This window comes from Granulicella aggregans, from assembly GCF_014203275.1.
Classification (GTDB): domain Bacteria; phylum Acidobacteriota; class Terriglobia; order Terriglobales; family Acidobacteriaceae; genus Edaphobacter.
Window position 1 is genome coordinate 1,030,087 of sequence record NZ_JACHIP010000002.1, and the last position, 25,092, is coordinate 1,055,178.

Below are 25,092 nucleotides of genomic sequence, written 5' to 3' on the forward strand. Positions count from 1 at the left end.
GGCACCGCTCTTTTCTTTATCAGGCCGACGACACCTCGCCCCCCAACACCGCGCGAAGCGCTTCGACGAGACACCTATGAAAAAACTTGGAATCGCCACTATGACGGCCATGACCCTCTGGACCGCCTGCATCCCCTCTCCCTTCATCTGCGCGCAAGCACCAGCATCACCAGTCACGATCACAGTCGATGCCTCCACTCCAATCCCCCCGCCCGAGACCGGCTTCCTCCACATGGGCGGCACCTCACCCAACGGCCACTCTCTCCAGGTCAATAGCCGCTACCTCGTCCTCGATGGCAAGCCCTGGCTTCCGGTCATGGGAGAACTCCACTACTCCCGCCTCCCCGAGAGCGAATGGGAAGACGAGATCCTCAAGATGAAGTCAGCAGGCATCGACGTCATCTCGACCTACGTCTTCTGGATCCATCACGAAGAGATCGAAGGCCAATTCGATTGGACCGGCCAGCGCGACCTCCGCCACTTCGTCGAGCTATGCGCCAAACACGGCATGTACGTCTGGCTCCGCCCCGGCCCATGGGCCCACGGAGAAGCCCGCAACGGTGGCTTCCCCGACTGGCTCAACAAGCTCCCCGACAACCGCACCAACGACCCCGTCTACCTCCACCACGTCCAGAACTTCTTCGACCAGATCGGCACTCAAGTCCACGGCCTCATGTTCCAGCAGGGCGGCCCCATCATCGGCACCCAACTCGAAAACGAGTACGGCCTCCACGGCCCCCGTCGCGGCGCAGAACACATCCTCAAGTTGAAGCAACTCGCCATCGCAGCCGGAATCGACCCGCCACTCTTCTCCGTCACCGGATGGCCCTCACTCGACTTCCCCCCACGCGAAGTCGTCCCTGTCTCCGGCGGCTACCCCGACGGCTTCTGGTTCGGCTCGCAGACCAACCTGCCGCCCAGCATGAACTACCTCTTCAACTTCAATCGCGAGCTCGGCGACATGGGCGCCACCGTTCCCTCTGAAGATCCCACCGGCAAAGTCGACCTCAAGCACGACCCCTACTTCGCAGCCGAACAAGGCGGAGGCATGGCGACCGCCTATCACCGCCGCCCTGTCCTCTCCTCCGACGACATCGCCGCCCTCACCCTCACCGGCATCGGCTCCGGCGTGAACCTCTACGGCTACTACATGTTCCACGGCGGCACCAATCCCAAAGGCAAGCTCACCACGCTCCAGGAGTCCGTAGCCTCCGGCTTCCCCAACGACCTCCCCGAACTTACCTACGACTTCGGCGCTCCCATCGGCGAGTTCGGCCAGACCCGCAACTCCTACCGCAAGACCCGCATGATCCATCTCTTCCTCAACGCCTACGGCTCAACCCTCGCTCCCATGGTCGCCATCGCCCCCGAGCATCACACCCGTAACCCCGCCGATTCATCCTCACCCCGCGTAGCCGTGCGCTCCGACGGCACAGCAGGCTTCCTCTTCGTCAACAACTACGTCCGCCAGCTCGATATGCCCGCGCGCAAAGCATTTCAGGTAAACATCAAGCTCGCCAAAGAAGACATCCTCATCCCCAGCAAGCCCATCGACATCCCCGCAAACACCTACTTCGCCTGGCCGATCAATCTCCCCATCGGCAACGCCACCCTCCGCTACAGCACGGCCCAGCTTCTGACCCAACTCGACACACCGAACGGCAAGACAATCGTCTTATTCGCTCTGCCCGGCATCACACCAGAGCTCTACTTCGACGCCTCCAGCGTCCGCGACCTCCACGCTCCCGGAGCCAAAGTCGATCGCACCAGCAGCACCATTCGCATCTCCAACCTCACCCCCGGCCTCAACAGCTTCCTCCAACTCACCGACAACACAGGAAAGGTAACTCGCCTTCTCCTTCTCACCCAGGATGAAGCCGAGCAAACTGCCCTCCCGCAGATCGACCAACACGATCACCTCGCAATGACCCACTCCGATATCCTCTTTGACGGCAAAAATCTCCGCCTCCGTTCAACCCTCTCGCCTGATCAACGCATCGCCATCTTCCCATCCCTCAGCAATTCGAAGACCCACGAAGGCGCATGGTCGATCTACACCACCCACCAGCCGGAACAGCACCTCAACCTGTCCATCACTCCAACCCACACCGCCGAGCCCGTCGCCGCAATGCAAATGGGTCCCTACTTCGACTGGCGCCAAACCAAAGTCCCCATCGTCCCACCGGACAGCGCCTTCGCCAACGCCAGCACCTGGCAACTGACCTTCCCCAATCCACCCGCAGGCGGCCTCAGCAACCTCTTCCTGAAGCTCGACTACACAGGCGACATCGCAAGGCTCTACTCCTCCTCTACCCTTCTCGACGACAACTTCTTCAACGGCCAGCCGTTCGAGATCGGCATCGACCGCTTCATCCCTCCCGGCAAGCCCGCAACGCTGAAGCTCGAAGTTTTACCCATGGCCGCCACCGCTCCCATCTACCTCGACGACAGCGCCTGGAAGAAGCTCAACACCAGCCGCGCCATCCCAAAGCTGATCCGCGCCTCGCTCATCCCCGAGTACGAATCCTCTATCCTCCTGCCGTAACGACGTGCAAAAAAAGCGGCGCAGCCGAAGTGGCTGCGCCGTCAGGAAAGCCCGTTTGCCCTACTGCAGCGTCAGCGGGATGGAAAGCGTCTGCACAATCGACCCAGCCGTTGCACTGACCTGCAGCGTCGTCGTCCCGGTAACCACCTCGGTAATCGCGGTCGAAGTGCTCGTCTGGTCCTTGTTATCTCCGCTGTAAACCGCAGTGATAGCGTGTGCCCCAATTGCCAGCGTCGTGGTCTGCATCGTAGCCGTATTTCCACTCAACGTAACCGCCGATCCAATCGCAGTCTTGCCGTCGTAGAAGGTGATCGTTCCCGTCGGACTGCCTTCGAGAGCATTGAGATTTGCAGTCAACGTAACCGCCGATCCCGATCCCGCCTTGATGCTGCTCGAACTCACCGACAACAGAGTCGCCTTCGGCTGATCCGAACCTCCGCAACCAATAAAGGGAACAGCCACTGCCAGCAACAGCGCGAGCAGCGATGCCATCTTGCGGCGGCGCGGAACACACAGCAGAAGAACCCCGGCGAAGGCCGCACCTGCCATAGCGGTCAAGCTCTTAGGTTCGGCAACGCGGCCGACAGTAGTAGGCGAAGCTGCGGGTACAGTCACAGTGAGCGTTGACGTCTGCGCCCCGCCGAATGTCAACGACGATGAAGAGAACGCGCAGGTTGACCCAGCAGGCACACCACCGGCACAAGTCAATGCCGCCGTCCCGGTAAAGCCCAGCGTCGGAGACAGCGCCAGATCAACAGTAGAAGGTGCACCGGCATTCACCACCAGCGAACTCTGTGTGGAGCTGATGGTGAAGCCGGGGTCGCCGACGACAACCGTGCTCGTGGCAGACGCGGGGAAGAAGTTGGCATTTCCGCCATAGGCTGCGGTAATGACGTTGGTCCCGGCAGGCAGCGTAAAGCGTCCGCTGTAGCCACCTACAAGCCCGTTGACGAAGCCTACCTGGAAGCTTCCAAGCACCTGCGCAGCCCCTCCATTCACCGAGTCGGAATAAGTAATGGTCCCGGTCGGATCCTGCTCTACAAAGGGGTTGATCTTCTGCCCGCTGGCGGTGAAGTTCAGGCTCACCTGGCTGTTCGGAAGCGCAACGCTATCGCTGGTAGTAAACGTGATCGCAGGCGTGAGCTTGGGAACACTCAGCTTGATCGTGTTCGCGCTCAGGCTCGACGCGAAGTTGGTGTCTCCTTCATACTCCGCGCGAAGGTTGAAGTCCCCTGCTCCGTCCATGTACGAAATCGCCGATCCCTTGCCGTTCACGACGAAGACACTGGCGATCTCATTGTTGCCGTCATAGACGCTGATCTGGCCGGTGGGCATAGTTCCGTTCGGTGTCTTCGCTACGACAGAGACATTGAAGGTAGCGATACTGCCCTGCGATAGCGTCGGCGGATTGGTCATCGTAAAGCTGACGATGGTCGCCGCTGTGCCGTTCGAAGGCCCGAAGTTGAGCGTCCGCTGATATGCAAAATCAGAGCCGAACGCGACCGGATCATAGTTGCTGTCGCCGCTATAGGTCGCCTGAATCGTATGCTGGCCAGGTGTATAGGTATGCTGCGTGTTGATCTGCGCGAATCCTGCTCCGCCTATGCCGTTGTAGACGACAGGCTGCGGCGGACTCATGGCAACTCCATTGTCCCAAAGCTGCATGGTGCCCGTGGGCAGCGTCGTCCCGGATACAGAGAGTCCCGCGAAGGTCAATGAATCCGGCCCTCCCACTGGGTTCGGATACGTAACGCTCTGCCCCTTGGGAATCGTCACCGTGATCGGCGCTGACGTGCTTGGGTTGAAGCTGTTGTCTCCGGAGTACAGCACCGTCAGCGCATGCGTACCCACCGGGATGTCCGTCGATGAAAGCAGTATCCCGCCATCCTGGGTCACCGGCCCGCTCGCCAGCGTCGTCTTGCCATCCACCAGCACCGAAGCGGTTCCCGTCACAATCCCTTGTCCGGAGAGACCCGCCACATAGTCCTTCATGTACACGGTCGCGCCAAAATAGGGAGACTGCGTGCCGGGAACGTAAGTGAAGTTGGTCGTGTTGAAGACCAGCGTGCTGAACTGGTGCGCGCTGTCCTCAGGCGTAATCGTAAGGGGAATACCGGTCGAAGTGCTTGTAGAGAACGCCGCATTGCCCGCATACCGAGCGCTCAGGTTATAGGTCCCTCCCGGAAGATCCTTCGCATCACCCGACCACTTACCCGTCGAGTCGAGCGTGTACCCATCGCCTGCCCCGTACTTGTCGGTCAGAAGAACTAGGTCGCCGCCCGGCGTTGCACTCGCCGAAGTAACCGCCGCACTCATCGGAATCGCCGCGCCATGCTTCGCCGTGGTCACAGTCGTCGAAAGTGTCGTCGTCGTGCTAGCCGCAGGTGTCGTCGAACTCCAGTTCGCTACGAGATTCGCAATGTTGACGCTTCCCAGTCCAGTCGCCAGATCGTAACCAGCACCAGCCGTAAAGTCGGCAGTCGACGTCCCATATCCCGGCAATCCCGGAACGCTGTTGTTCCCATCGGTCACGTCATTGAACGTGCACGTTGCAGACTGCGTCGGATCGGTGCGCGTGCTCGAAGAGCAGGATGCACCACTCTTCGCCGCAAGGTTGTACAGCGTGTAGTTCGGCTGTCCCTGCCACTGGCCATTCTTCTGCTCGACCAGCGACATGATGCCCGCCATGATGGGCGAAGCGACCGACGTTCCGCCCACCAGGTTCGCGCTGTTCAGGGAGTAGACACCATTCGTCACCGTGTACTGGCAACCCGACTCGAAGCAGAACAGATAAGGATCGTCGGCACCCGAAGAGTTCAACGCCACGTCCGGAACATCGCGCACGTTGTCAGCCGGAACCCCGGTGCCAGTCTGCCAGGAAGGCTTCGCATAACCACCCGTGCACGTCACATTGCCTGCGTCATCTTCTGTTCCGTAGGCGCAGTTGCTTCGGCCACCACCACCGCCGACCCCCTCATAGTAGGTCTGTCCCAGCACACAGTTCAAAGGCCCCGCCGCCTGGGTGGGATCGCAGCTCTGGTTCCATGCGGCCTCCGGGATATACCCCAGCGCCGAGAGAAAATTGCCCTCGTTATTCGAGTCCCAATACTGCATGAAATTGCCGCCTTCAGCGAACTGGGTTCCGCCCACCGCGACATTGTAAGGAGTCGACGCCAGCGCATTCACCGAGTCGCCCTCAACCGCCGGAGAGTTCTGCTCATCCGCGTCGCATGTCCCTGCCCCGCCGTCACCGCTCGAGATAAAGACGCTGATGCCTTCAGCCGCCGCCTGCTCCCAAAGACCGTTCCAGAACTGGTTGCCGCCTGGCCCGTTGTGCATCTCGCACGATCCGTAGCTGACCGTCAGGATCGGCGAAACCACATTGTTCACCGCATAGAGAGCCGCAAGAGAGATACCGTCCGTCGTATCGGTACTTCCAGCGGTTACGAAGTTGATCGTCGCCTTCGGGGCGATCGCTCCAGCCCACTCCAAATCAAGCGTCGACTCGCCCGCATCGTTGGGATTGTCCGAGCCGGGATCAGTGCCGCTGACGATGAAGTTCGGATCGTTCTCTGGCAGCCCAAAGATCGCGCGGAAAGACTGAATATCCGTTAGCTGAACGTCGCTGCGCCCAATGATCGCGATCGAAACGCCCGTGCCATCGACACCCGCCGGAAGCGCGTCCCCACCATAGATCTTGCGCAGGTCCGCCGGAGCCACAGCGTAAGCGAAGTTGCCGTTGCCGTCGGTCGAGGTCGAATCACCCTTGGTCCGCACCATCTTCCCGGCAGCATTGCGTGTTGCCGTTCCAAAGTCCACATGCATCGGACGCGAATGGAAGTCACTCAGCGAGAGCGCCCCGGCCACCACCGGTGCCAGCGCCGCCGGGATCGAGATCGCAGTTACGTTCGCCGTGTGCTGTTCCACTGCCCCGCTAACCGACTTGGTCTGAAAGCGATGGATCGAAGTCCCAAACGCGCTTTGAACCGTACCCACGGTTCCCGAGAACTCGATCGTCTGCCCGGAGTGGCTGACCTCAACCCCAGTGAAGCCTTTGCCCTGTAGCCATGTCGATACCTTCGCCACATCATCCGCTGAAGGCCCGAACCGCGTGCCGAACTCCGCCGGCGTAAGCCACTTGTGAAACGTATCCGATCCCTTGGTATGCTGCGCCTCAATCAGCGCAGAGAGATCCTTGCGTTGCGCATCGCTCGGCTGGAGCAGCAGCACCATACGATTCGCCGCGTTTGAAGCTGGAGCCGCGCCAAGGTCAGTCGCCTTCCGAATCGCCGGCATCACGGAACCGGGCAGCATCACCCGCTTCGCATCGTCCACTTGCGCTGTTACCCGCGAAGCTGCGCCAGGCTTCACCACCGTCTGCGCGGCAGCGGGGAGAGCAAAGATGAGTCCAAGAGAAAGAGCCGTAGCAGCAAACCAACGATGTTGCGAGATGCGGTCAAACATGGAAGACCTCCGGGAGACAATTCAGGATTCAAAGTTCAATAGCTGCTCAATGAGGACTAAGTCAGGGTGCGAAGTTCAACTCAGCGGGCGACAGATCAACTCAAAACGACAACAGGCGTTAGCCTCCGATTGGCTTCTCAGCCCCATCGGGTTCAGCATCGGGCTGGCGAACAACAGAGACATAACTGTCTTCCTGGTCGTCGCGAGAGACTCGCAAGAGATCTTTGACCGGCTTAGGGGTCAAGGCTTGATAGGGATTGATCTCGAACATACACGCTGGGTTAACAATTCGATCTCGCAAGAACCTCGTTTAAACCTCGTCTCGCAAGTTGCCTGTTTACATCTACTTAAACGAATTAGACAAGCGCTCGAAGCCATCATTTAGATTAACAACATGGCGGAAAACTCGGCAGGAAGGTATGCGTTCGATGACTTCACGTTCGATCCTGCCTCCGGGGAGCTTCTGCGCAAGGGGTCGAAGCTCCGCCTCACCGACCAGAACGCCCGCCTCCTGACACTCCTCCTGCAGCGGCCAGGGTCGCTCGTCGAACGCACCGAGATTCGCTCCCAGATCTGGCCCTCCGGCGAACATCTCAATCACGACCACGCCATCAGTAACGGCATCAACCACCTTCGCTACATCCTCCGCGACAACCCGAAGTCGCCCTCGTTCATCGAGACCCTCCCGAAGCGCGGCTACCGCTTCATCGCCGATGTCCGATTCGAGACCGCTGAGGCCCCACCGCCTGCTTCAACCTTGGAGATGCCCGAAGAGCCGCAGCTCGCGATGGAGCCCCCGCCTCCGGAAGAGCCACAACCGCTCCGCAGTCAACCGGCACCCATACCGACCGACCAAAAGACGCGATCGTTCCTTTGGCCGATCCTCGCCGCCGCAATCCTGGTTCTCGCAATCGTCTCCGCAGCCATCTACAGATACCGCCGCCCAGCCCCGGCCCACACCGACCTCCGCCTCGCCATCGCGCCCATCCAGGCAACCGGCCCCCTCGCCCAGCAGTACGCTGGCCCCTTCCGCCTCGAACTCACCGATATGGCCTCACAGCTCCCGGGCGTCGAGGTCACCGCAGCCAACTCCCTCGGAAGCTCTCCGATCGACCTCACCCACATCCCCGATCTCGCCGCCAAGCTCCACGTCGACGCCCTTCTCGTGGGCACCATCTCCGCGACCGGCAACGCCCTCGACCTGTCCTTCGAGCTCATCCGCGGCAGTGACGCCGTCCATCTCTCGAGCTTCCACTACACCGGAACTCCGCAGGCCCTTGGCACCATTCGCGACGAGATGCAGCGCGACCTCTTCGCCGCTCTCAGCGACACCCGCCACAATCACCTGAACCCGCTGCATAGCACCAACAACACCCAGGCCTATGGCGATTACCTGAACGCAAGAGCCTCTCTTCTTGAGCACAGCGACGAGGCACTCACCCGCGCAATTTCTGCGTTTCAGAAAGCCATCTCCGAAGACGGCACCTTCGCCCAGGCCTTCTCCGGCCTCGGCAGCGCCTCCCTGCTAAGGGCCGAGCACCTAGCTGACAACAAGGAAGCCAACTACGCCGCCGCCCGCGAAGCCACCCAACGCGCCATCGCCCTCAACCCACGCGTAGCCGAGGCCCACGCGACCCTCGGCTTCCTTCTCTTCCGCCACGACTGGAACGCCCCCGCCGCCGCTCCCGAGCTTGAAAAGGCCATCGAACTCGAACCCGGCCAGGCCATGCACAGGATCATGTACGCTCTGCTGCTGGGAAACACCGGGCACCTTCCCGAAGCCCTCGCGCAGGTCGACCGCGCCCACGCCGCCGACCCGCTCTGGCCGCCCGTCTATCTCACCGAGACCTATCTCGCCGCCGCCGCCCGCGACAACCCCCGCGCCCTCGCCGCAGCCCACAATCTCCTCGAGCTCAAACCCGACTGGACACTAGCCCACGACCAGAACGGCTGGGCGCTCTGGTATTCCGGACGATACGAAGAAGCAGTGAACGAATGGATTCGCATGGCCGACCTCGAAGATGACCACGCCCGCGCTCAGCTCGAACGCCACGGCCTCGCCATCCTGAAGTCTTCAGGCATGCCAGCCTACGCGCATCTGAAGCTGGAAGCCTCACTCGCTCCCACTCAATGGAAGCATCCCAACGACTTTCAGGTGGCAGAGTGGCAGGTCGACGCCGGAGACAAGGTAAACGCGCTTCAATCACTTCAAGCCATGATCACCGCCCACGATCCCGACTCGCTGCAGATCGGTGTCAGCCCCGCATACTTCTCACTGCACGGCGACCCCCGCTTCCAAAGCCTCTTGATGGAGCTGGTCCCCATTCACCCGAATTCGCTTCGCTAAGATTCGAAATGGTGGCATCGCGCGGGTTGCAACATCACCCTGATTCAATTCCGTGCCCTACTGATGCGTCGAGAATCCCGATGGTAAAGCTGCCTCAAGATTGATCTGTTCTCCGCTGATTGGGTGGAGGAATCTCAGAAACTGGGCGTGCAGAAGATATCCTCCATCGCCTGGCAGGCCGGGAAGACTTTCAAGGGGCTGGCCTGTTGAGCCGTATAGAGGATCACCCACCAGCGGATGGCCGATGGATGCCAGATGGATTCTGATTTGATGAGGTCGGCCCGAATGCAGGCTTACCTCAAATGTCGTGGTGTTCGTAGTGCGTGAGATCACCTTCGCCAATGACTTTGACGGCTTGCCGCCAGGGCTTGCAGCCCACACGGAGCCGATAAGCGGGTGCGGCACCAGGCCAATGGGCGTGAGGATCTCGTAGACGTCCTCCTGTGCAACGTTCTGAGCCAGCGCCCGGTAGATCTTTTGAACTCTGGATGTGTTCCAGTTCACGCCTAGTTGAGAGGCCGCCTGCGGCGTCTTGGCAAAGAGAACGATGCCGCTAGTGGCTCTGCCCAACCGGTGGACAGGGTTTGCCTCGGGGGTTTGCTCTTGCACCAGGCGCAGCAGAGTGTTCTCCATGAAGCCGCCGCCGGGAAGGGTGGGCAGCCCGCTGGGCTTGTTGACGGCCAACAAATGGGGATCCTCAAACAGCACTTCAAAGTGTCGAGGAGCGTCTGGTTCGATCCAGGGCGGGCGGTTCCAGACAAGGATTTGACTTGGAGTGATCGTTTCGCTTCCGTTAGCGGCAATGCCGTCAAGGGTGACTTCGCCGTTGTTCAGTCTTTGCTGCCAGGCCGGCGAGCTCGAGTGTGGATAAAGGCTTGCCAGGTGAGAGAGCAAAGCTTGTCCATGGTCTCTTTTGCTGATGACTGTCGTGTAGGCATAGCCCCGGTTGAGCATGTGGCTTGAGTGTAAGGTACGGCAGCAGTCTCGCAAGCTCAGGCAGCACGATCGCACCCACATGGGTCTGTCATGGACGACTTCTCTTTACGGCAAAGCGAAGGCAACGTAAGCCGCTCCCTGCGGAGCCTTTGGGTCGCGTGCGTTGCTCGTCGCAATCACGACATACTGCTTGCCATCCACCATGTACGTGCTGGGCGTCGCCACTCCGGCAAAGGGTAGATCGGAGTGCCAGATCAACTTACCGTTCGAACTGTCAAACGCCCGAATCTGGTGGTCGTAGATGGTGGCCGCAATGAACAAAACGCCGGATGCGGTGATTACCGGCCCGCCATAGTTTTCGCTGCCGGTGTTACTCAGCCCTTCGGCGGCCAGCTCCGGGTAGCTGCCGAGCGGGACCTTCCATAAAAATTTACCGTGTTGAGATCGATAGCGTTCAGGGTTCCCCACGGCGGAGCAACTGCAGGGTAGCCGTCGGGGTCGAGGAACTTGCGATAACCGGTAAACCTGTAGCGTGGCACCTGCGAGGTGCCATTCGGTGAACTCGCCAGCTCGGTCTTATCAGATTGCGGGGAAGACTCCAATGACGGGCCGAGGAAGCGCAGGATGGCGGCGTTGTCGGCAGAGGTAAGTTCGGGAAGGGCAGGCATGCGACCCTTGCCGTCGTGGATGTTGGCAAGGATCTGGCTGTCGGTGAGGCGAGCACGGACGCCAAGGAGCCCTGGATAGTTTGAGACCTCGCCGCTGCGATCGTCTCCATGGCATAAGGCACAGTGTTTTGCGTAGAGGACCTGGCCGATCGGATCCTTTCCGCCAACGTCGAAAACTGCCGCAGATTCTGAGTCGGTCGGATGGACGAGGTAGTCCATAAGCTGCTCGAGGCGGCCGCCCTGGAGCGATGGGAACCCGGGCATCCGGCCTTTGCCTCCCTGAATCACGCCCACGGTCTGCGGTGTGGTGAGGCGATGGTCGATGTCGACAAGCGCGGGAAAGGCTGGTGGATTCCCTTTACGGTCGCCGCCATGGCATATGGCGCACTGAGTCTGGTAGAGAACCTGACCCGGGCTGCCACCCGGCTTGTTCTCGGTGAGGCCGCCGGTCCACGCGATGTCGTTTGCGTTCACATAGAGAACGCCGGTGCGAGGGTCAACGGCGGGACCGCCCCACTCGGCACCGCCGTCGAAGCCCGGAAAGACGACGGTCTGCTTATCCACCGACAGCGGCACGAACTGCCCTTCGCTGCGGAAGGTCTTGAACTCCTTGAGCGCCCAGGCGTGGGCCTCCTGGGTGCGGTTGGTAAGCAGGTCTTCCGTGAGCAGTTGGCGAGCAAAGGGCGCGGGAGCGCTGGGAATGGGCTGAGTCGGCGAAGCGACTTCGCCCGGCACAGTCGAAGGAGGAAAGGCACGTTCTTCGATCGGGAAGATCGGCTTGCCGGTGACGCGGTCGAGGACAAAGACGAAGCCCTGCTTGCTGGTTTGGGCGACCGCATCGATGAGCTTGCCATCGTGTCGAACGGTTACCAGCGCAGGCGTCGCTGGAAAGTCGCGGTCCCATATGTCATGGTGGACGCCCTGGAAGAACCAAAGTCTCTTGCCCGTGTTGGCGTCGAGCGCGATCAGGCTGTTGGCGAAGAGGTCATCGCCTAGCCGGTCGAAGCCATAGAAGTCCGAGACGGCGGAGCCAGTGGGGACGAAGACGATGCCGCGACGCATGTCGACCGACATGCCAGCCCAGTTGTTGGCAGCGCCCGCAGTCGTCCACGCACCCGGCGGCCAGGTCTGGTACCCGTCTTCGCCAGGGTGGGGGATGGTGTGAAAGCTCCACACCAGTTTTCCCGTAAGGACGTTGTAAGCGCGGATATCGCCCCGTGGACCAGGGTTGGTCTCAGGCGCGCGGAAGCCGACGATGAGAAGGTTCTTGTAGAGCGTGCCAGGCGTGGTCAGGGCCACGTTGTTCTGCGTGTAATCCGAGTCGAGGTCCTTCCGCATGTCGAGCCGTCCGCCTTCGCCGAAGCTGAGAATCGGCTTGCCCGTTGCGGGATCGAGAGCGAAGAGAAAGTTCATGACATAGGCGAAGAGGCGCGACTCATGGCCGTCGGTCCAGTAGGTGAGGCCCCGGCTGGGCTGCCCACCCGATACGCCTGCGTCGAAGTGCCAGAGACGCTCGCCGGTCGTCGCATCGAGCGCAATGACCTGCAGGTTGGAGGTGTATCCGAAGAGCCGATGGCCGACCACAAGAGGATTGGTCTGCAGACCACCCTCGGTACCAGCGTCGAAGCGCCACATCTGCCTGAGCTTGGGCACGTTAGCGGTAGTGATCTGCTGCAGCGGAGAGTAATGGTCGCCATCGACGCCGCCGTTATACGTGCGCCAGTCGACTTGCTGAGCATGCGTCGTGTGGCACGTAAGCACGGCGGCAGCTGCGAGAATTGTCGCGGAAAAACGGATTCGACGGGCAACGTTCATGAGGCTGTGTACTGGATGATCTGCATGAAGCCGTAGTCCATGTGAAGCTGCTGATGGCAGTGGAGCAGCGCAGCGCCAGGGTTATCGGCGAGGAAATCGACTGAGACGGTTTGAAGAGGCATGACATTGATAACGTCTTTGACCAGCCCGCTAAGGGACTTCTCGCCGATTCTCACGACCTCGAAGCTGTGCCGGTGCAGGTGCATGGGGTGCTGATCCCCGCTGGCATTGCGGAAGGTAAGCCGATAGCGCTTTCCGGCGTCGACCATAAGTGGTTTCACCTTGGGCCACGCATCGCCGTTGATCGTCCATGTGTCGAACTTTGAGTTGTCCAAAGCACCGGCGTCGCGGAAGGTGAGGATGAATATTTCGGCCGGGTCGGGGACGGGGCGAGCTGAGGCGAATGAGGAGTAATCCCAATCAGCAGCGGCCGGATCGCGCCAGACGGGTTTGCCGCTTGCGTTCGCATACTCGACCACCAGGCCAAGACCCTTTGCACGCTCGGCGGCGATGGTCGAGCCAAGGACCCAGATACCGGGGTTGTTCATTTCCACAATGGCGTCGATGCGCTCGGCAACAGCCAGCGAGAGAACTTCAACGGAGCGAGGATTGGGCACAGGATTGCCATCCATTGCGATGACGCGGAAGGTGTGGCCCGGGAGCGCGACCAGGACATTCTCCGTGGCGCTCGCGTTCAGTAATCGCATGAGAACACGCTGCCCCGGCTTGACGCGAAGGGGTTCGCCCGCTCCCAGCATGTGCGCGTTGATCGTTGCATACTGGTAGCCCACATCGGAGCCACTCGTCTGCGGAGCATTGGCAGACTCCGCACGCATGGTCTCCACCATCGGGACAAAGGACGGGTTCCAGTGGTGAATGGCGAGGTTCACCTCCTGGTCGTACGCGGGGACCGGAGAGTTCCCTTCAACGAGCAGGAAGCCGTACTGTCCGGAGTAAGTGGCGCGGGACAGATCATCCATCGCCATGGCGTGGGTGTGGTACCAACGGGTGCCCGCCGGTTTCGGCGTGAAGCGATACCGCAGAGTGGCGCCGGCTGCGATTATGGGCGACCCCTCCTCGACGGCTCCATCCGGAATAGTGCCATTGGCCAGGCCGTGCCAGTGCACAATCTCCGGGACCTCCGTTGCGTTGGTCACGTCAATAGTGACCGGAGAGTTTTCTTTGACACGCAGAATCGGCCCCGGCACCTGGCCGTTATAGGCGGTAGTGCGGATCTCTATCTTGGGGCCAATCTCGAGCGTCGTCGGAACGATCCGGAGTGTGTAGTCCGGTGCGGCTGCTACAGGCAGACGAGAGAGTGCCGGCCCAATTGTTGTGAGAGCGGCCTGTTGAATAAAATCGCGTCGGTTCAAGGAATAGGCCGCCTGGCTGCCGGAGCAAACGGGATTATGGGAGCATGCTCAAGTTGCAAAAGTCAATTCAACAGGAACGCCGCGAGCAGTAGTCTCCCCTTCGCGCTTGTTGCTCAGTCGCCATTGCGCTCATCAGGAGGAACGTCCTGGGTTGCAGCTTTTGCTGAAGACTGGCACTGCCTGTTTGGTGGCGATATAGATGGCGACTTCGTGCCGCGAATGCTTTTGTTCCATTCGAACGAATCCATCACGCTCACAACCGGCTGGAAGAGGAGGTTAGCGTCGGCGGAGAGAGCTGCGCCCCAGAAGTAGCTGACGTCACAGCTTGGAGCTTTCTGTATCTGACCGCTCATGGCTTGGCCTATGCCTCCAACCAGATCGTTCTTGATTTTCCTCAAGCTCAATCGAAGTCGCTTCAGAACGCTGGTTCCCGAGATGCCTCTCCCCGGCGAAGAGCCTTTCTGCTAAGGTACCGAGGTCCCCCGCCATGAAAACCTCAACATCTCCCAGTGCACTTTCCTACTCTTGCTCCGCCCTCGACAATTTCAGTCACGACTTGAATGAATCGATGAGGAACTTTGACAGCGATTCCTCGCTCCTCAATCTCGATGTCCTTCCAAGGTTGCGGCTGGCGACACTAGGCTTCCAATCACTGCCACCTAGATGGTTGCTAACTGTAAGCAAACAGGTTAGTGTTAACAGGTAATCCTGGAGGCGACTCTGCAAGCACTGGCGCCCCGAGTCCACTAAATGTCACCCTTACACACGCACACAGTGACTTCTGCCATGTAAGAACGTTTACTTTAGCCATTCAGGATTTGCATGTCTCCCTATAACCAAGTTGCTGATTTACCCTTGAGCTCTTCATATGATCATCAGCCTGTCGAATACGTCGACGAGAGAGTGGACGAAAGTCTTCATTACTGGGACCTAGACGACAATTCTCCTGCTGGAACCTTCTCGTATAGGGTAGTGAAGCGAGCGCTTGATATCTTCATCGTCTTGCTGATAGCACCTTTGGTGCTGAGTGTCGGGGCTGTGATAGCTTTATGCGTTGCTATCGACTCGCCTGGCCCGGTCTTCTTCTCGCATCAGCGGGTAAAACGCCGGGGACAATACTTTCATATGTGGAAGTTCCGTACGATGTGCCAGGACGCATCTTCCATTCTGGAGCAGCATCTGGAGCGCCACCCGGAACGCCGCAAAGAGTGGCAGCTACACCACAAGCTTAAGGTCGATCCGCGCATTAGTGCGGTCGGGGCCTTTCTTCGACGCAAGTCTCTGGACGAGCTTCCACAAATCTGGAACGTCCTCACCGGGACAATGAGTCTTGTCGGTCCACGCCCCATCGTTACGGCTGAGATAGCAAGATACGGTACTAACTTCGTTTATTACACTGCCGTTAAGCCTGGCATAACCGGCCTTTGGCAGATTTCCGGCCGATCCAATCTCACCTACGCTCAACGCGTAGCCCTGGACCGTCAGTACGTTGAAAACTGGAGCTTGTGGCTCGAACTGAAAATTCTGCTTCGCACTTTCAAGTCAGTTGCTAGGTCAGATGGTGCTTACTAGGGCGGAGCTCCACAGCACCTTGCCATCAGCACACAGCGGAGGCACTCCAGCGGAACTGTTGCTGAGTTCGGTAGTCCGTATCATCATCTCGTCAAGCCTTGAACTCTTGGTGAGATGGTAGCTGCGTTAGCTTAGCGGGTAGGTGCTGCTTAGAGATATCGATCTCAAAAGGGACGCATCCATTCACTGTCTTGGAGAAACTGACCGCACACCCTTCATTCACTAAAGGCATTGTTGCCAATCCTAAGCGTTGCCTGGTGATAGGCAACTCGTCCAGGAAGGGCTTGCAACCTTCCCTCATATCGACCTTGATGGGCCTTGGTTGCTGGCTCGAGGCCGGACAGCCTGCAATCCTCTTTGAATTGACCGTTGATAAGATCTGTGTCGTTAGAAAGACCCACGGAAATGTGTCTCGGGGCCAACTCAGTTTATGTCAGCCGGGCGAGCCGCGCCTTTCAAAGCGTTATACCCTATAAGGGTTCGCAAAGTTCTAAGAGTACCGAGGCAATCTGAGTATGAGTTGTAGGAAAATCGAGACATCTGCATGGTTCGCTACCATCCTTCTAGCTGCTTTTCTCGGACAAGCGCATGGGCAGCAGACGACGGGTACAGGCGTCGACGGCATCCTGGCTGATCAGCAGAATGGAACATCGTCTGACCCTCAGACTGGCAATCCTCTTCTGAATTCGTTTGGTCAGCCAAGGTCTTCTGCTGACAGTCGGCAGCAGGATAATGGGCAGCAAAGCAATGGCCAGCAGGATATTGGGCAGCAGGACAGCCGGCAGCAGGACAGTCGGCAGCAGATCAACGGCGTGAACCTTCAGAACGCACCAGAGCAGGACCGCACGGCCCTGGACGAGAGAAGAAGCGCTGCGACCTCCTCCCGCGACCTGAACCAACTGCCTCCGGATCCTCCTACGGAGTTTCAGCGCCTCGTTCAAAGCTCAACAGGGCGAATGCTCCCTCTTTACGGCTCTCGATTGTTTCGGAACGCTCCTTCCACCTTTGCTCCGCTCGACAGAGTTCCGGTGCCGCTTGACTACGTGATTGGTCCGGGAGACGAGCTCCTGATCCAGGTATGGGGTCAGGTGACCCTGAATGCACGTTACACCGTAGACCGCGCGGGAAACATCTATGTCCCGCAGGTCGGTACGGTGCGAGTAGCTGGCCTGCCATTCGCTCAGTTGCAAAGCTTTCTGAAAGCCCAGATGGGCAGGGTCTTCCGAAACTTCGACCTGAATGTCAATATGGGCCAGCTTCGGTCGATCCAGATCTTCGTTGTGGGACAGGCACGGCGGCCGGGGAGCTACACGGTTAGCTCGCTGAGCACCCTGGTGGACGCGCTCTTCGTGACTGGAGGACCCACGCCACAGGGCAGCCTTCGTCATATTCAACTCAAGCGCGCCGGCGATGTTGTCGTGGATTTCGATTTATACGACCTGCTCCAACGTGGTGACAAGTCGAAAGACGCGCCGCTGCTGCCTGGAGATGTAATTTACATTCCGCCAGTAGGGTTACAGGTAGCGATTGCAGGCAGCGTGAATGCACCGGCAATCTATGAGTTAAAGTCGACAAACTCCACTGTAGCTGAGGCTCTCGCGCTAGCCGCGGGGCCGACCAGTGTCGCCTCCGAGACGCGGGCTCGCCTTGAACATGTTGATGCACACAGCATGAGGAGCGTCACTGACCTGACATTAGATCAATCAGGCCTTTCTACTACGTTGCGGGACGGAGACATTCTCGAACTCGCTGCGGTCACTGACCGTTTCCGCAATGGAGTGACGCTGCACGGAAATGTTGCGAACCCGGGCCACTACGCATGGAAACCAGGTATGCGTGTAGGGGATCTCATTCCGGACCGCGACGCACTCATCACAAGAGACTATTGGCTGCGACGCGGACGGCTTGGAGAGCCGGTACTTACCTATACGCCTTACTGTCCGCGAGAGACGACACCCGCTAAGACCGCTGAAACATCACCTGCAAACACGGCGGTCTCTGGCGACTGTATCCCTATCCCCGCCGCAGAGTCACTTTCGCCAAATGATCCACGGCAGTCTACGGGCAGGATTGCCCCACAGTCGAATTCGAGTGCAGCGGCATCTGGCAGCACTCGAGGCACGGCCTCCGCTGCGGTCGGCCGTATGGAAGGTGAGTTTCAACCACGCAACGATGTGACGCTAAGTGCACCGGATATTGACTGGAGCTACGCGGTCGTCGAGAGGCAGGATAAGAGCACCCTGACCACTTCGCTGATTCCCTTCAATCTTGGCCGTCTGGTCCTGGACGGAGACGCTTCGCAGAACATCGAACTCCAGCCAAGCGACGTGGTCACGATCTTCTCGAAGGCAGACATTAGGGTTCCACAAACCCAGCAGACTCGATTTGTGCGCCTCGAGGGCGAGTTTTTGTCGTCGGGCGTCTATAGCGTCATGCCCGGCGAAACGCTGCAGCACCTCGTTGCACGGGCAGGCGGTCTGACGTCGGATGCATACCTTTATGGGTCAGAGTTTACTCGTGAGTCCACGCGCAGGATTCAGCAACAGAGGCTCAATGAATATGTCGACCAGATCTCCTTGCAAGCCGGAATCAACGCAGCGAACTCGGCGGGACGCAATATAAGCGCGGTGGACACCGCTGCAGCTGCCGCTCTACAGGGACAAAATCAAAACATCATCAGCAGCTTGCGACAAGCGCGAGCCAGCGGGCGGATCGTCCTCAATCTTCAACCGGATACGAGCGCCGCATCAGAACTGCCCGCGCTATCGCTTGAGAATGGCGATACGTTCATCGTTCCTCATCGCCCGTCCACAGTCAGTGTTGCCGGTGCGGTATACAACCCCAATACGTTCCTGTTTGAGCCAGGCCGCAGAGTTGGCTACTACGTCGGGCTCGCCGGTGGCGCAAACCACGATGCGGATCGCAAGCGTGCGTATGTGATTCGCGCCGACGGCTCCGTGATCAGCAAGCAACAGATTTCATCCCTGCGTCGGAATGCCTTTGACTCTCTGCATGTTTATCCCGGAGATACGGTCATTGTCCCTTTGAACCTGAATAAGGGGGCGACATTGCGTAACGTCGTCGACATCGCACAGATCTTCGGACAATTCGGTATCGCACTTGCCGCGGCGAACGTGATCTTCTAACAATGCTCCTGCTAATGAAGTGCTCAAGGTCGCTGACTCCGCGGAAGTGCATTCTTTTCTTAGTCGAATATAGGAAGCAGCAATGAGAGTGAACAGCCGGGTCGCAGGTATCTTGATGGCCGCAATCGCCTGCGTCAGTCAGGCACAGTCAACGGCGCCTGTCTCTGACAACGCGATTCCAGCGGCACCTCAGGCCCGATCCATCAATCAGCAGGTCGATGGCGGTCAGTTCCATCTGCTGGAGGCTCATAACCTTTTCCCCCAGGCAATCTCAGGACGAAGCCAATACCTGGTGCCCAGACCGCCAAACGCCATGGGTGCGGCTATGGCGCTGCGCGGTTCGACCGGATTTCACGAGGAGCTTGACCGCGAGAACTCCTCCGGGACCGGCTATCAGGCATCCAGCTACGTGCCGCTCGATAGCTGGATCTACCTTAGTTTTGATCGCTTGGCTGCAATGGGATACATCCCGACGAGTTCAGCGACGATCCGTCCCTGGTCTCGGCTTGAGTGTGCACGGTTGCTGGCAGAGGCCCACGAGGTGACCGACGAGATCAACGAAACGACCGCCCCTCTGTTTTCGGCGCTCGACAGGGAATTCGCCCACGAGACTCATGTGATCGATGGAGCTCCCAACGCGGGATCACAAGTGGAGACAGTCTATGGACGATTCACCGGGATCACAGGCACTCCTTTACGAGACTCTTTTCACTTTGGACAGACGTTGGCAGACGACTTCGGACGACCCTACGGTCACGGGGCCAACGGAATCATTGGAATCTCCGGACGAGGTGAAGCGGGTCCATTAGCCCTCTACTTCCGCGGCGAATACCAGTATGCCGGAGCCATCCCGCTGTATAGCCCCGCCGCGCAACAGGCCATCTCCGCGGCGGACGGCCTGCCATCTGGTTGGAATCTACGCTTCGGTAAAACCAGCAGGGTTCGCCCCGTGGAAGTCTACGCTGTACTCAATTTGGCTAACTGGCAGCTGAGCTTTGGACAGCAGAGTCTATGGTGGGGTCCTGACAGAACCACCTCGTTGATCCTCTCTAACAATGCCGAGGCAATGCCCATGCTCCGTCTTGCCCGGGCAAAACCGTTCAAGATGCCGAGCTTCCTCGGCGCCCTTGGGCCAGGACATTTCGACGCCTTCTTCGCGCGGCAGGGCGGAATACACTATGTTGGTCTCGGAGCCAATTTCACGGTTCATGGTGATCCTGCCCACGCTCTCACGCCACCTCCTTATCTGTGGGGAGCTACGCTATCCTTCAAGCCAACAGAAAACCTGGAAGTTGGCTTCGCGCACACAGTTATCTTTGCCGGATATGGCCGCCCACTCACCTTCGGAACCTTCCTTCATACCTTTTCCATGTACGGGAATGCCCAGGAGGTAGATCCCGGCAAACGTGTGACTCAGTTCAACTTCACCTATCACCCTCCTGGCCTGAGAAAGAAGGTCGTTCTTTATACCGAAGAGATGGCTTGGGATGATCCTATCCAAGGTAAGTTCATCGCGCGATACGCGATGGATCCTGGCATTTATATCCCCAGGATACCCGGTGTAAACAAGCTGGATCTCCGTATGGAGGGAGTCTACACGAATCTTCCAAAGCTCCCAAATCAGGGATACTTTTATTCCAATTTCCACTATCCCCAGGGATATACCAACTACGGACAGATTCTCGGAAGTTGGGTGGGCAGGCAAGGCCAGGGTGGGCAGGCTTCGAGCACCTATTGGTTCTCGGCGCGCAATAAAGCTACGGTGAGTTATAGGAAGATGACTGCGGATAAGTCATTATTTCGGGGTGGAAATCTGAGCGACATCTCAGGAAATCTGACGTGGCTCGTCCGGCGGGACGTGGAGTTATCAGCAACGACCCAGTACGAACATTGGAAATTTCCTTTGCTGGGAACAGGAGCCAGGTCCAACTTCACGACGACCTTCGAGTTCCGACTGTCTCCCAAGGCGCGATTAGATTCCGGCAGGTGATCGAAGCCGTTACTACGCTCACGGCTTCGCACGTCCCAGTCCCTTTATCAATCTCTTGTCCGAACCCGGGTGATACTCCAATATCTTCATCCAGCAGGGGATCGTGATCGCTCACCAGGTCAGAGACTTCACGACTCGGCTTGACTCGAAATCATCGTAGTGTTCATTGAAATTATAGAAGCCCTTGTGCATCACACGAGTGCTCGCCTTAGACATCTGATTTACGCTCTGGCTGCCATGATGGATAATCGCCGCGCACGCGTGGAATACACTCGGAGTTCCTTCGTGTCAAGCCGGCCCTCGAAGGAGCGGTACAGAAAATTCTCGCGCCCCGATGCGCTGTTGAGCCGTCACTGCGTATCTGGTCCCAAAATAGCACTGGCGGGAATCGCCCCTGCCTTAACTTTGTAACCCGCGCCGTTGGGATGGAAATTGTCGCCGGAGTTTAAGTTTGGGATAAGAAAGTCGGGGTGCTCAGACCCGGCGAGGACCGCCTCAAAGTCAGCGACACCCACGACGCCCGGTAGCGTAACGCCGGTCGTCTTAATCCAGGCGTTCACGATTTGACGCTGTATATTTTCAGGGTTTCGCGGTCCGGGGTTGATGTCGCCCCCGAATAAGTTATCCGACGTTGGATGCTGGCCGTAGTTCGGACTTGAGGGGTTATAGCAATAAGATGCGGGAGGAATCGTACCGAGGATGACGCGGACACCAGCGGCATTGGATTGGGCGACCATATTCTGGAGCGAAGCTTCGACCTCCGTCGCTTGCCCGCAAGCATTATTACGCAGGTCAACCTGGCCCAGATCAATGACGACAGTTTTGATTCCGGCTTGATGAAGGACATCTCGTCCTATGCGATCTACGCCAGGCGAACCCGAGGTTGAACCGCTGGCGGGGCCAGCGACTTCGCCAAGGATGCCGGCGTTGAGTACGCCGAGGTGAAATCCGGCTGCATTAAGTGTGTGCGCGAGGGCATCGGAGATCCGCTCGTTGTCTTGGCCCGGAACGGGAACGTTCGGGACACGGAACGCGTTCGTGTCGCCATAGTTCGAAGCGTGGCCGTCGATGGTGGAGCTGCCGAAGATCGTGACAGTTCCCTCGTCCTGGCCGTAGACGTCCATGCCGCCCAGCAGGTACCACTCTGCGTTGGGTTGGACGAAAGAGCTGCCGGCGGTGTCAGTTGTAGTGTCCCCGCTGGTGCCATCCGAACTATAGTTGACCATTGAATCCGAATAGTGTTGGCTAAGGGTGGAAAAGGAGCCCTGCAAATAGGCTGAGACAGCTAGTTTTGACTAAAAGCGTATATCAAACTCACGGCGTCGGACATAACCTCAGCGCCCGGAGCGATGGTGACCGAGGGACTGCCTCCAAACCAGAGGGCGACGTCATGGGTAGAATCTACGGCCGGCGGCGTGGCCGCAATGGAGAGCCGCGCCGCACCAATCGTGATGGGGGCTGGGCCGAAGTAACTTGAGGACCGGACGCGCTCCTTGGTCCCGAAGACTGTTGGATAAAGAAGGAGCGGAGCGTCCCCTCGGTCCCAGCAGGGGTCGCGACAGCGCTTTCTGCCGACGCTCCCCAGGCGACGGCCCAGATATCAGCCGGTGGTGGAACTGTGCTGGTTGCAGTGCTGCTGCTTGAGCAGCTAACGAATAGAGACAAACAGACCGAGACTGCAAAACCTGGGAGGAAGGGAGGACGCATAAACAAATTGTGATACTAACCTCCACTTTTTTCGCTCCTTTGACTCTCCCTTGTTGACAAGAGGAGTGGAGTTCCCCGATATCGGAGAGTGATATCTACGAGGCGTGATGTGCGCCTGCCTGTCGCGTAAGGCGATTGTTGCGCGATCTTACCTTCGGGACGCCTGCAGAGGCAGCAAAGCGAAGGCTCTTGAGACTTTCCTGCCCGACGCAACTACAGCAACCGAGCGCATCGAATGTTTGCTGTCGTGCGAAAACCTTTGCGGACGCTTGGGACAACAAGCAAATGATCTTACCCTGCTTAGTTCGTACCTGACACCGGGCACCCAGTAACGCTCCCGCCGTCCAAAATTACCGGCGGTCTGTTCGAAGAACAGCCCATGAAGTTGCAGCCAACTCGAGTCGAAGAGGACATCTCCGTTGCGCCCGCCGAATGCGGGCCGTTGTTCACAACATTGCACGCAGTTTTATTAGAGTTGAGTTCTATTTTCACCACTAGCTTGTTATCAGCCACTTTCGTAGACGCGCAACTCTCCACATAGATAATGGCAAGTCGGCCTTCAGAAGAACTATCCGGAACGGAATTGTTGGCGATTTGATTATTGTTTGGCGAGCTCGTACTAGCACCATTCACTAAGATATTGTAGACATGGTTGTCCCACAGAATATTCTGGTCTGCTCGAAAACCGCCGCTCCCGTTGTCAAAACCAATGCCTGTCATGGCGATAGAATCACCCTGTCCGGATATGATCGCTTTCGTATCGTGAATCCAGTTATGATGAATCCTGGTACCGGAAGCTTGTTGACGGCAACAAGCGTATATCTCCGCTCCATCCCTGCTTAAAAGCATCCCATTGAAGAAGTTATTGAAGCCAATATCCTCGTTCTGGTCGCCGCTGACAATCAAAGCATGCCTTCCAGAGTTTGAAACGGTATTGTAGAGAATCGAGTTATTCTCTCCATCAAGATCTATCCCGGAAGCATAATTACCAACGTAGCCGACATTCTGAATCAGGTTATTGACAATTGTATTGCCCGTTCCTTCGACTGCTATACCGGCACCGGCGCTGAAAGAAACGATACTGTTCGCCAGCATATTATCAGTCCCGTCCAGGATGATGCCAGTATCAGCTTCATGGACCTGCAGGAAGCTGAAGTTTGATCCGTTTGGGTCGTCAGCGGCTACTGGCAGGCTTGTGAAATGGGAGGGATAGGTCACCGTCATCCTGTCTATTGTATTTTTGGAGCTGTGTTCATCCATAACAATGCTGCTGGCAAAAAGGCGAATATTTGACACAGTAATCTCCGTCTTACCTCTCAAGTCAAATGCATAAGGTCGCACCTTGCTGCGCACGTCCAGGGAGTCGGGATTAACTCCGCCTGGCGCCATGAAGTACAGGGTGGAGGCACTCGAGTCATAAAACCACTCTCTTTCAGCGTCCAACGCTCCAAGTGATCCATAGAGATAGTAGTAGCCGCCCGCCGACGGACAGATATAGGGGCAGGTACCTGTCTGCCCCATGTCAATGCCGACCCTGCCGTTCGCAGAGGAAGTGATGACGCCCGTTTGGTGCGAGAAAGGGTCGGTACCGCCCCACGAGTGGACCTTGGCTCCAGTCCAATCGATCTTGGGCAGACCTGAGTCCACGATTTCCGTACTGCCGGTACCGTCGCCTGCTTTTGCCCAGTTGACATTGAAGAGGTCATCTCCATTGGGCCAGCGCGCCTCGGTCATCATGTCGGCGCCAACAAACAGCTGGTTCGTGTCATCTGCATTCAGTGTGACCGTGCTTTTATAGATAGCGCCGTGATCGAGCGTCCAGCCTTTGACTGGGTCCGAGCCATCGATGGTCACTACTTCAAGCTGGTATGCCGTGATGGTGATTGCGTCATTCGGCTTCACCGTCTCGTAATAGACGCCTGCGCGAATCTCGCAACTTCCTCCTGCCGTCATCGTCTCCGCGCAGTGTTGGATCGTCTTGTATGGCTGATCGATCGTGCCCGGACTTGAGTCGCTGCCGGTCATCGCCACGAAACTAGTCTGTGGGGCCTGAACATGAACCACATTCAACTTTGCAGGCAGGCTGCGGGCCGTTCCCAAAGCGCTGCTTATGACAACGTTGAACGAACTGCCCGAGTCAGACAACACCGTCGCCGGGATCGTATATCCAGGCTGGGTCGCCCCCGTGATCGGCACGCCATTCTTCTGCCACTGATAGGAAAGTACGCCGGTCCCGATCGCGGCCACCGTGAAGATCGCCGGACTGCCGGAGTCCACGCTTTCATCCAGAGATTGATTGGTGATCGTAGGCGGGTTATAGCAATGCACTCCTGATCCGCACCCTGAGAGAAGCAACAGATTCAGGCCCGCGAAGGGCAGAAAAAGCTTCGAAAGCCACAGGCGGAGCACATCAAGACACACGTTCACAGGGCTTCTCTTTGCTTTCTTCCACAGTCTGGGCATAATCCGAAATACTACGTGCTCCGCACGATTCCATCCAAGTCCAGCCCCCGCTTCGACGTTCCGAGC

At 58.3% G+C, this 25,092-nt stretch carries 13 protein-coding genes; 5 read left to right on the forward strand and 8 right to left on the reverse strand.

The annotated features are described in order from the left end of the window. The first annotated feature begins 76 nt into the window (after positions 1–76). Positions 77–2,545, forward strand: coding sequence for a beta-galactosidase (locus HDF16_RS09595; protein WP_184215872.1), 2,469 nt, complete (start codon positions 77–79; stop codon positions 2,543–2,545). A 60-nt stretch (positions 2,546–2,605) separates the two neighbouring features. On the opposite strand, the gene HDF16_RS09600 is transcribed toward HDF16_RS09595, so the two are convergent. After that, positions 2,606–7,009 carry an Ig-like domain repeat protein gene (locus tag HDF16_RS09600; protein WP_184215874.1) on the reverse strand — a complete coding sequence of 1,468 codons (4,404 nt, stop codon included), beginning with the start codon at positions 7,007–7,009 and terminating at the stop codon, positions 2,606–2,608. Positions 7,010–7,403: 394 nt separating this feature from the next. Here HDF16_RS09600 and HDF16_RS09605 point away from each other — a divergent pair, with 394 nt between their 5' ends. Further along, on the forward strand, positions 7,404–9,356 hold the full coding sequence (locus tag HDF16_RS09605; protein WP_184215876.1) for a winged helix-turn-helix domain-containing protein: 1,953 nt from the start codon (positions 7,404–7,406) through the stop codon (positions 9,354–9,356). A 57-nt stretch (positions 9,357–9,413) separates the two neighbouring features. On the opposite strand, the gene HDF16_RS09610 is transcribed toward HDF16_RS09605, so the two are convergent. The 5 genes from HDF16_RS09610 to HDF16_RS09625 all read right to left on the reverse strand — a co-directional run bounded on the left by HDF16_RS09610 (position 9,414) and on the right by HDF16_RS09625 (position 14,501). Beyond that, positions 9,414–10,310 carry an RluA family pseudouridine synthase gene (locus HDF16_RS09610; protein ID WP_184215878.1) on the reverse strand — a complete coding sequence of 299 codons (897 nt, stop codon included), beginning with the start codon at positions 10,308–10,310 and terminating at the stop codon, positions 9,414–9,416. An 87-nt stretch (positions 10,311–10,397) separates the two neighbouring features. After that, positions 10,398–10,613, reverse strand: coding sequence for a hypothetical protein (locus tag HDF16_RS30195; RefSeq protein ID WP_221312623.1), 216 nt, complete (start codon positions 10,611–10,613; stop codon positions 10,398–10,400). 53 nt (positions 10,614–10,666) lie between these two features. Beyond that, complete coding sequence (locus HDF16_RS09615; RefSeq protein ID WP_221312624.1) at positions 10,667–12,775, reverse strand: c-type cytochrome; 2,109 nt, start codon at positions 12,773–12,775, stop codon at positions 10,667–10,669. Further along, positions 12,772–14,148, reverse strand: coding sequence for a multicopper oxidase family protein (locus tag HDF16_RS09620; RefSeq protein WP_184215880.1), 1,377 nt, complete (start codon positions 14,146–14,148; stop codon positions 12,772–12,774). The genes HDF16_RS09615 and HDF16_RS09620 overlap by 4 nt, the downstream gene beginning before the upstream one ends. A gap of 113 nt (positions 14,149–14,261) precedes the next feature. After that, positions 14,262–14,501 (reverse strand): hypothetical protein, encoded by a 240-nt coding sequence (locus HDF16_RS09625; protein WP_184215882.1) that lies wholly within the window; start codon positions 14,499–14,501, stop codon positions 14,262–14,264. Between the two features lie 469 nt (positions 14,502–14,970). Between HDF16_RS09625 and HDF16_RS09630 the strand changes: the two genes are divergently transcribed. From HDF16_RS09630 to HDF16_RS09640, 3 genes are all read left to right on the forward strand, one after another. After that, positions 14,971–15,720, forward strand: a complete 750-nt coding sequence (locus tag HDF16_RS09630; RefSeq protein ID WP_184215884.1) for a sugar transferase — start codon at positions 14,971–14,973, stop codon at positions 15,718–15,720. Between the two features lie 515 nt (positions 15,721–16,235). After that, positions 16,236–18,866: an SLBB domain-containing protein gene (locus HDF16_RS09635; RefSeq protein WP_184215886.1), complete on the forward strand. Its 2,631-nt coding sequence runs from the start codon at positions 16,236–16,238 to the stop codon at positions 18,864–18,866. Positions 18,867–18,948: 82 nt separating this feature from the next. Further along, a complete protein-coding gene (locus HDF16_RS09640) occupies positions 18,949–20,856 on the forward strand; it encodes a capsule assembly Wzi family protein (protein ID WP_184215888.1) in 1,908 nt (635 codons plus the stop codon). Positions 20,857–21,206: 350 nt separating this feature from the next. On the opposite strand, the gene HDF16_RS09645 is transcribed toward HDF16_RS09640, so the two are convergent. Both HDF16_RS09645 and HDF16_RS09650 read right to left on the reverse strand, forming a co-directional pair. After that, positions 21,207–22,082 carry a GDSL-type esterase/lipase family protein gene (locus tag HDF16_RS09645; protein WP_184215890.1) on the reverse strand — a complete coding sequence of 292 codons (876 nt, stop codon included), beginning with the start codon at positions 22,080–22,082 and terminating at the stop codon, positions 21,207–21,209. 781 nt (positions 22,083–22,863) lie between these two features. Beyond that, positions 22,864–24,990, reverse strand: coding sequence for a hypothetical protein (locus tag HDF16_RS09650; RefSeq protein WP_184215892.1), 2,127 nt, complete (start codon positions 24,988–24,990; stop codon positions 22,864–22,866). Positions 24,991–25,092: the final 102 nt, after the last annotated feature.

Coding starts and splice junctions, on each gene's coding strand:
- HDF16_RS09610 (WP_184215878.1), bottom strand. CDS start 10,310: ATGCTCAACCGGGGCTATGCCTACACGACAGTCATCAGCAAAAGAGAC.
- HDF16_RS09595 (WP_184215872.1), top strand. CDS start 77: ATGAAAAAACTTGGAATCGCCACTATGACGGCCATGACCCTCTGGACC.
- HDF16_RS09625 (WP_184215882.1), bottom strand. CDS start 14,501: ATGAGCGGTCAGATACAGAAAGCTCCAAGCTGTGACGTCAGCTACTTC.
- HDF16_RS09640 (WP_184215888.1), top strand. CDS start 18,949: ATGAGAGTGAACAGCCGGGTCGCAGGTATCTTGATGGCCGCAATCGCC.
- HDF16_RS09635 (WP_184215886.1), top strand. CDS start 16,236: ATGAGTTGTAGGAAAATCGAGACATCTGCATGGTTCGCTACCATCCTT.
- HDF16_RS09645 (WP_184215890.1), bottom strand. CDS start 22,082: ATGGTCAACTATAGTTCGGATGGCACCAGCGGGGACACTACAACTGAC.
- HDF16_RS09615 (WP_221312624.1), bottom strand. CDS start 12,775: ATGAACGTTGCCCGTCGAATCCGTTTTTCCGCGACAATTCTCGCAGCT.
- HDF16_RS09630 (WP_184215884.1), top strand. CDS start 14,971: ATGTCTCCCTATAACCAAGTTGCTGATTTACCCTTGAGCTCTTCATAT.
- HDF16_RS09600 (WP_184215874.1), bottom strand. CDS start 7,009: ATGTTTGACCGCATCTCGCAACATCGTTGGTTTGCTGCTACGGCTCTT.
- HDF16_RS09605 (WP_184215876.1), top strand. CDS start 7,404: ATGGCGGAAAACTCGGCAGGAAGGTATGCGTTCGATGACTTCACGTTC.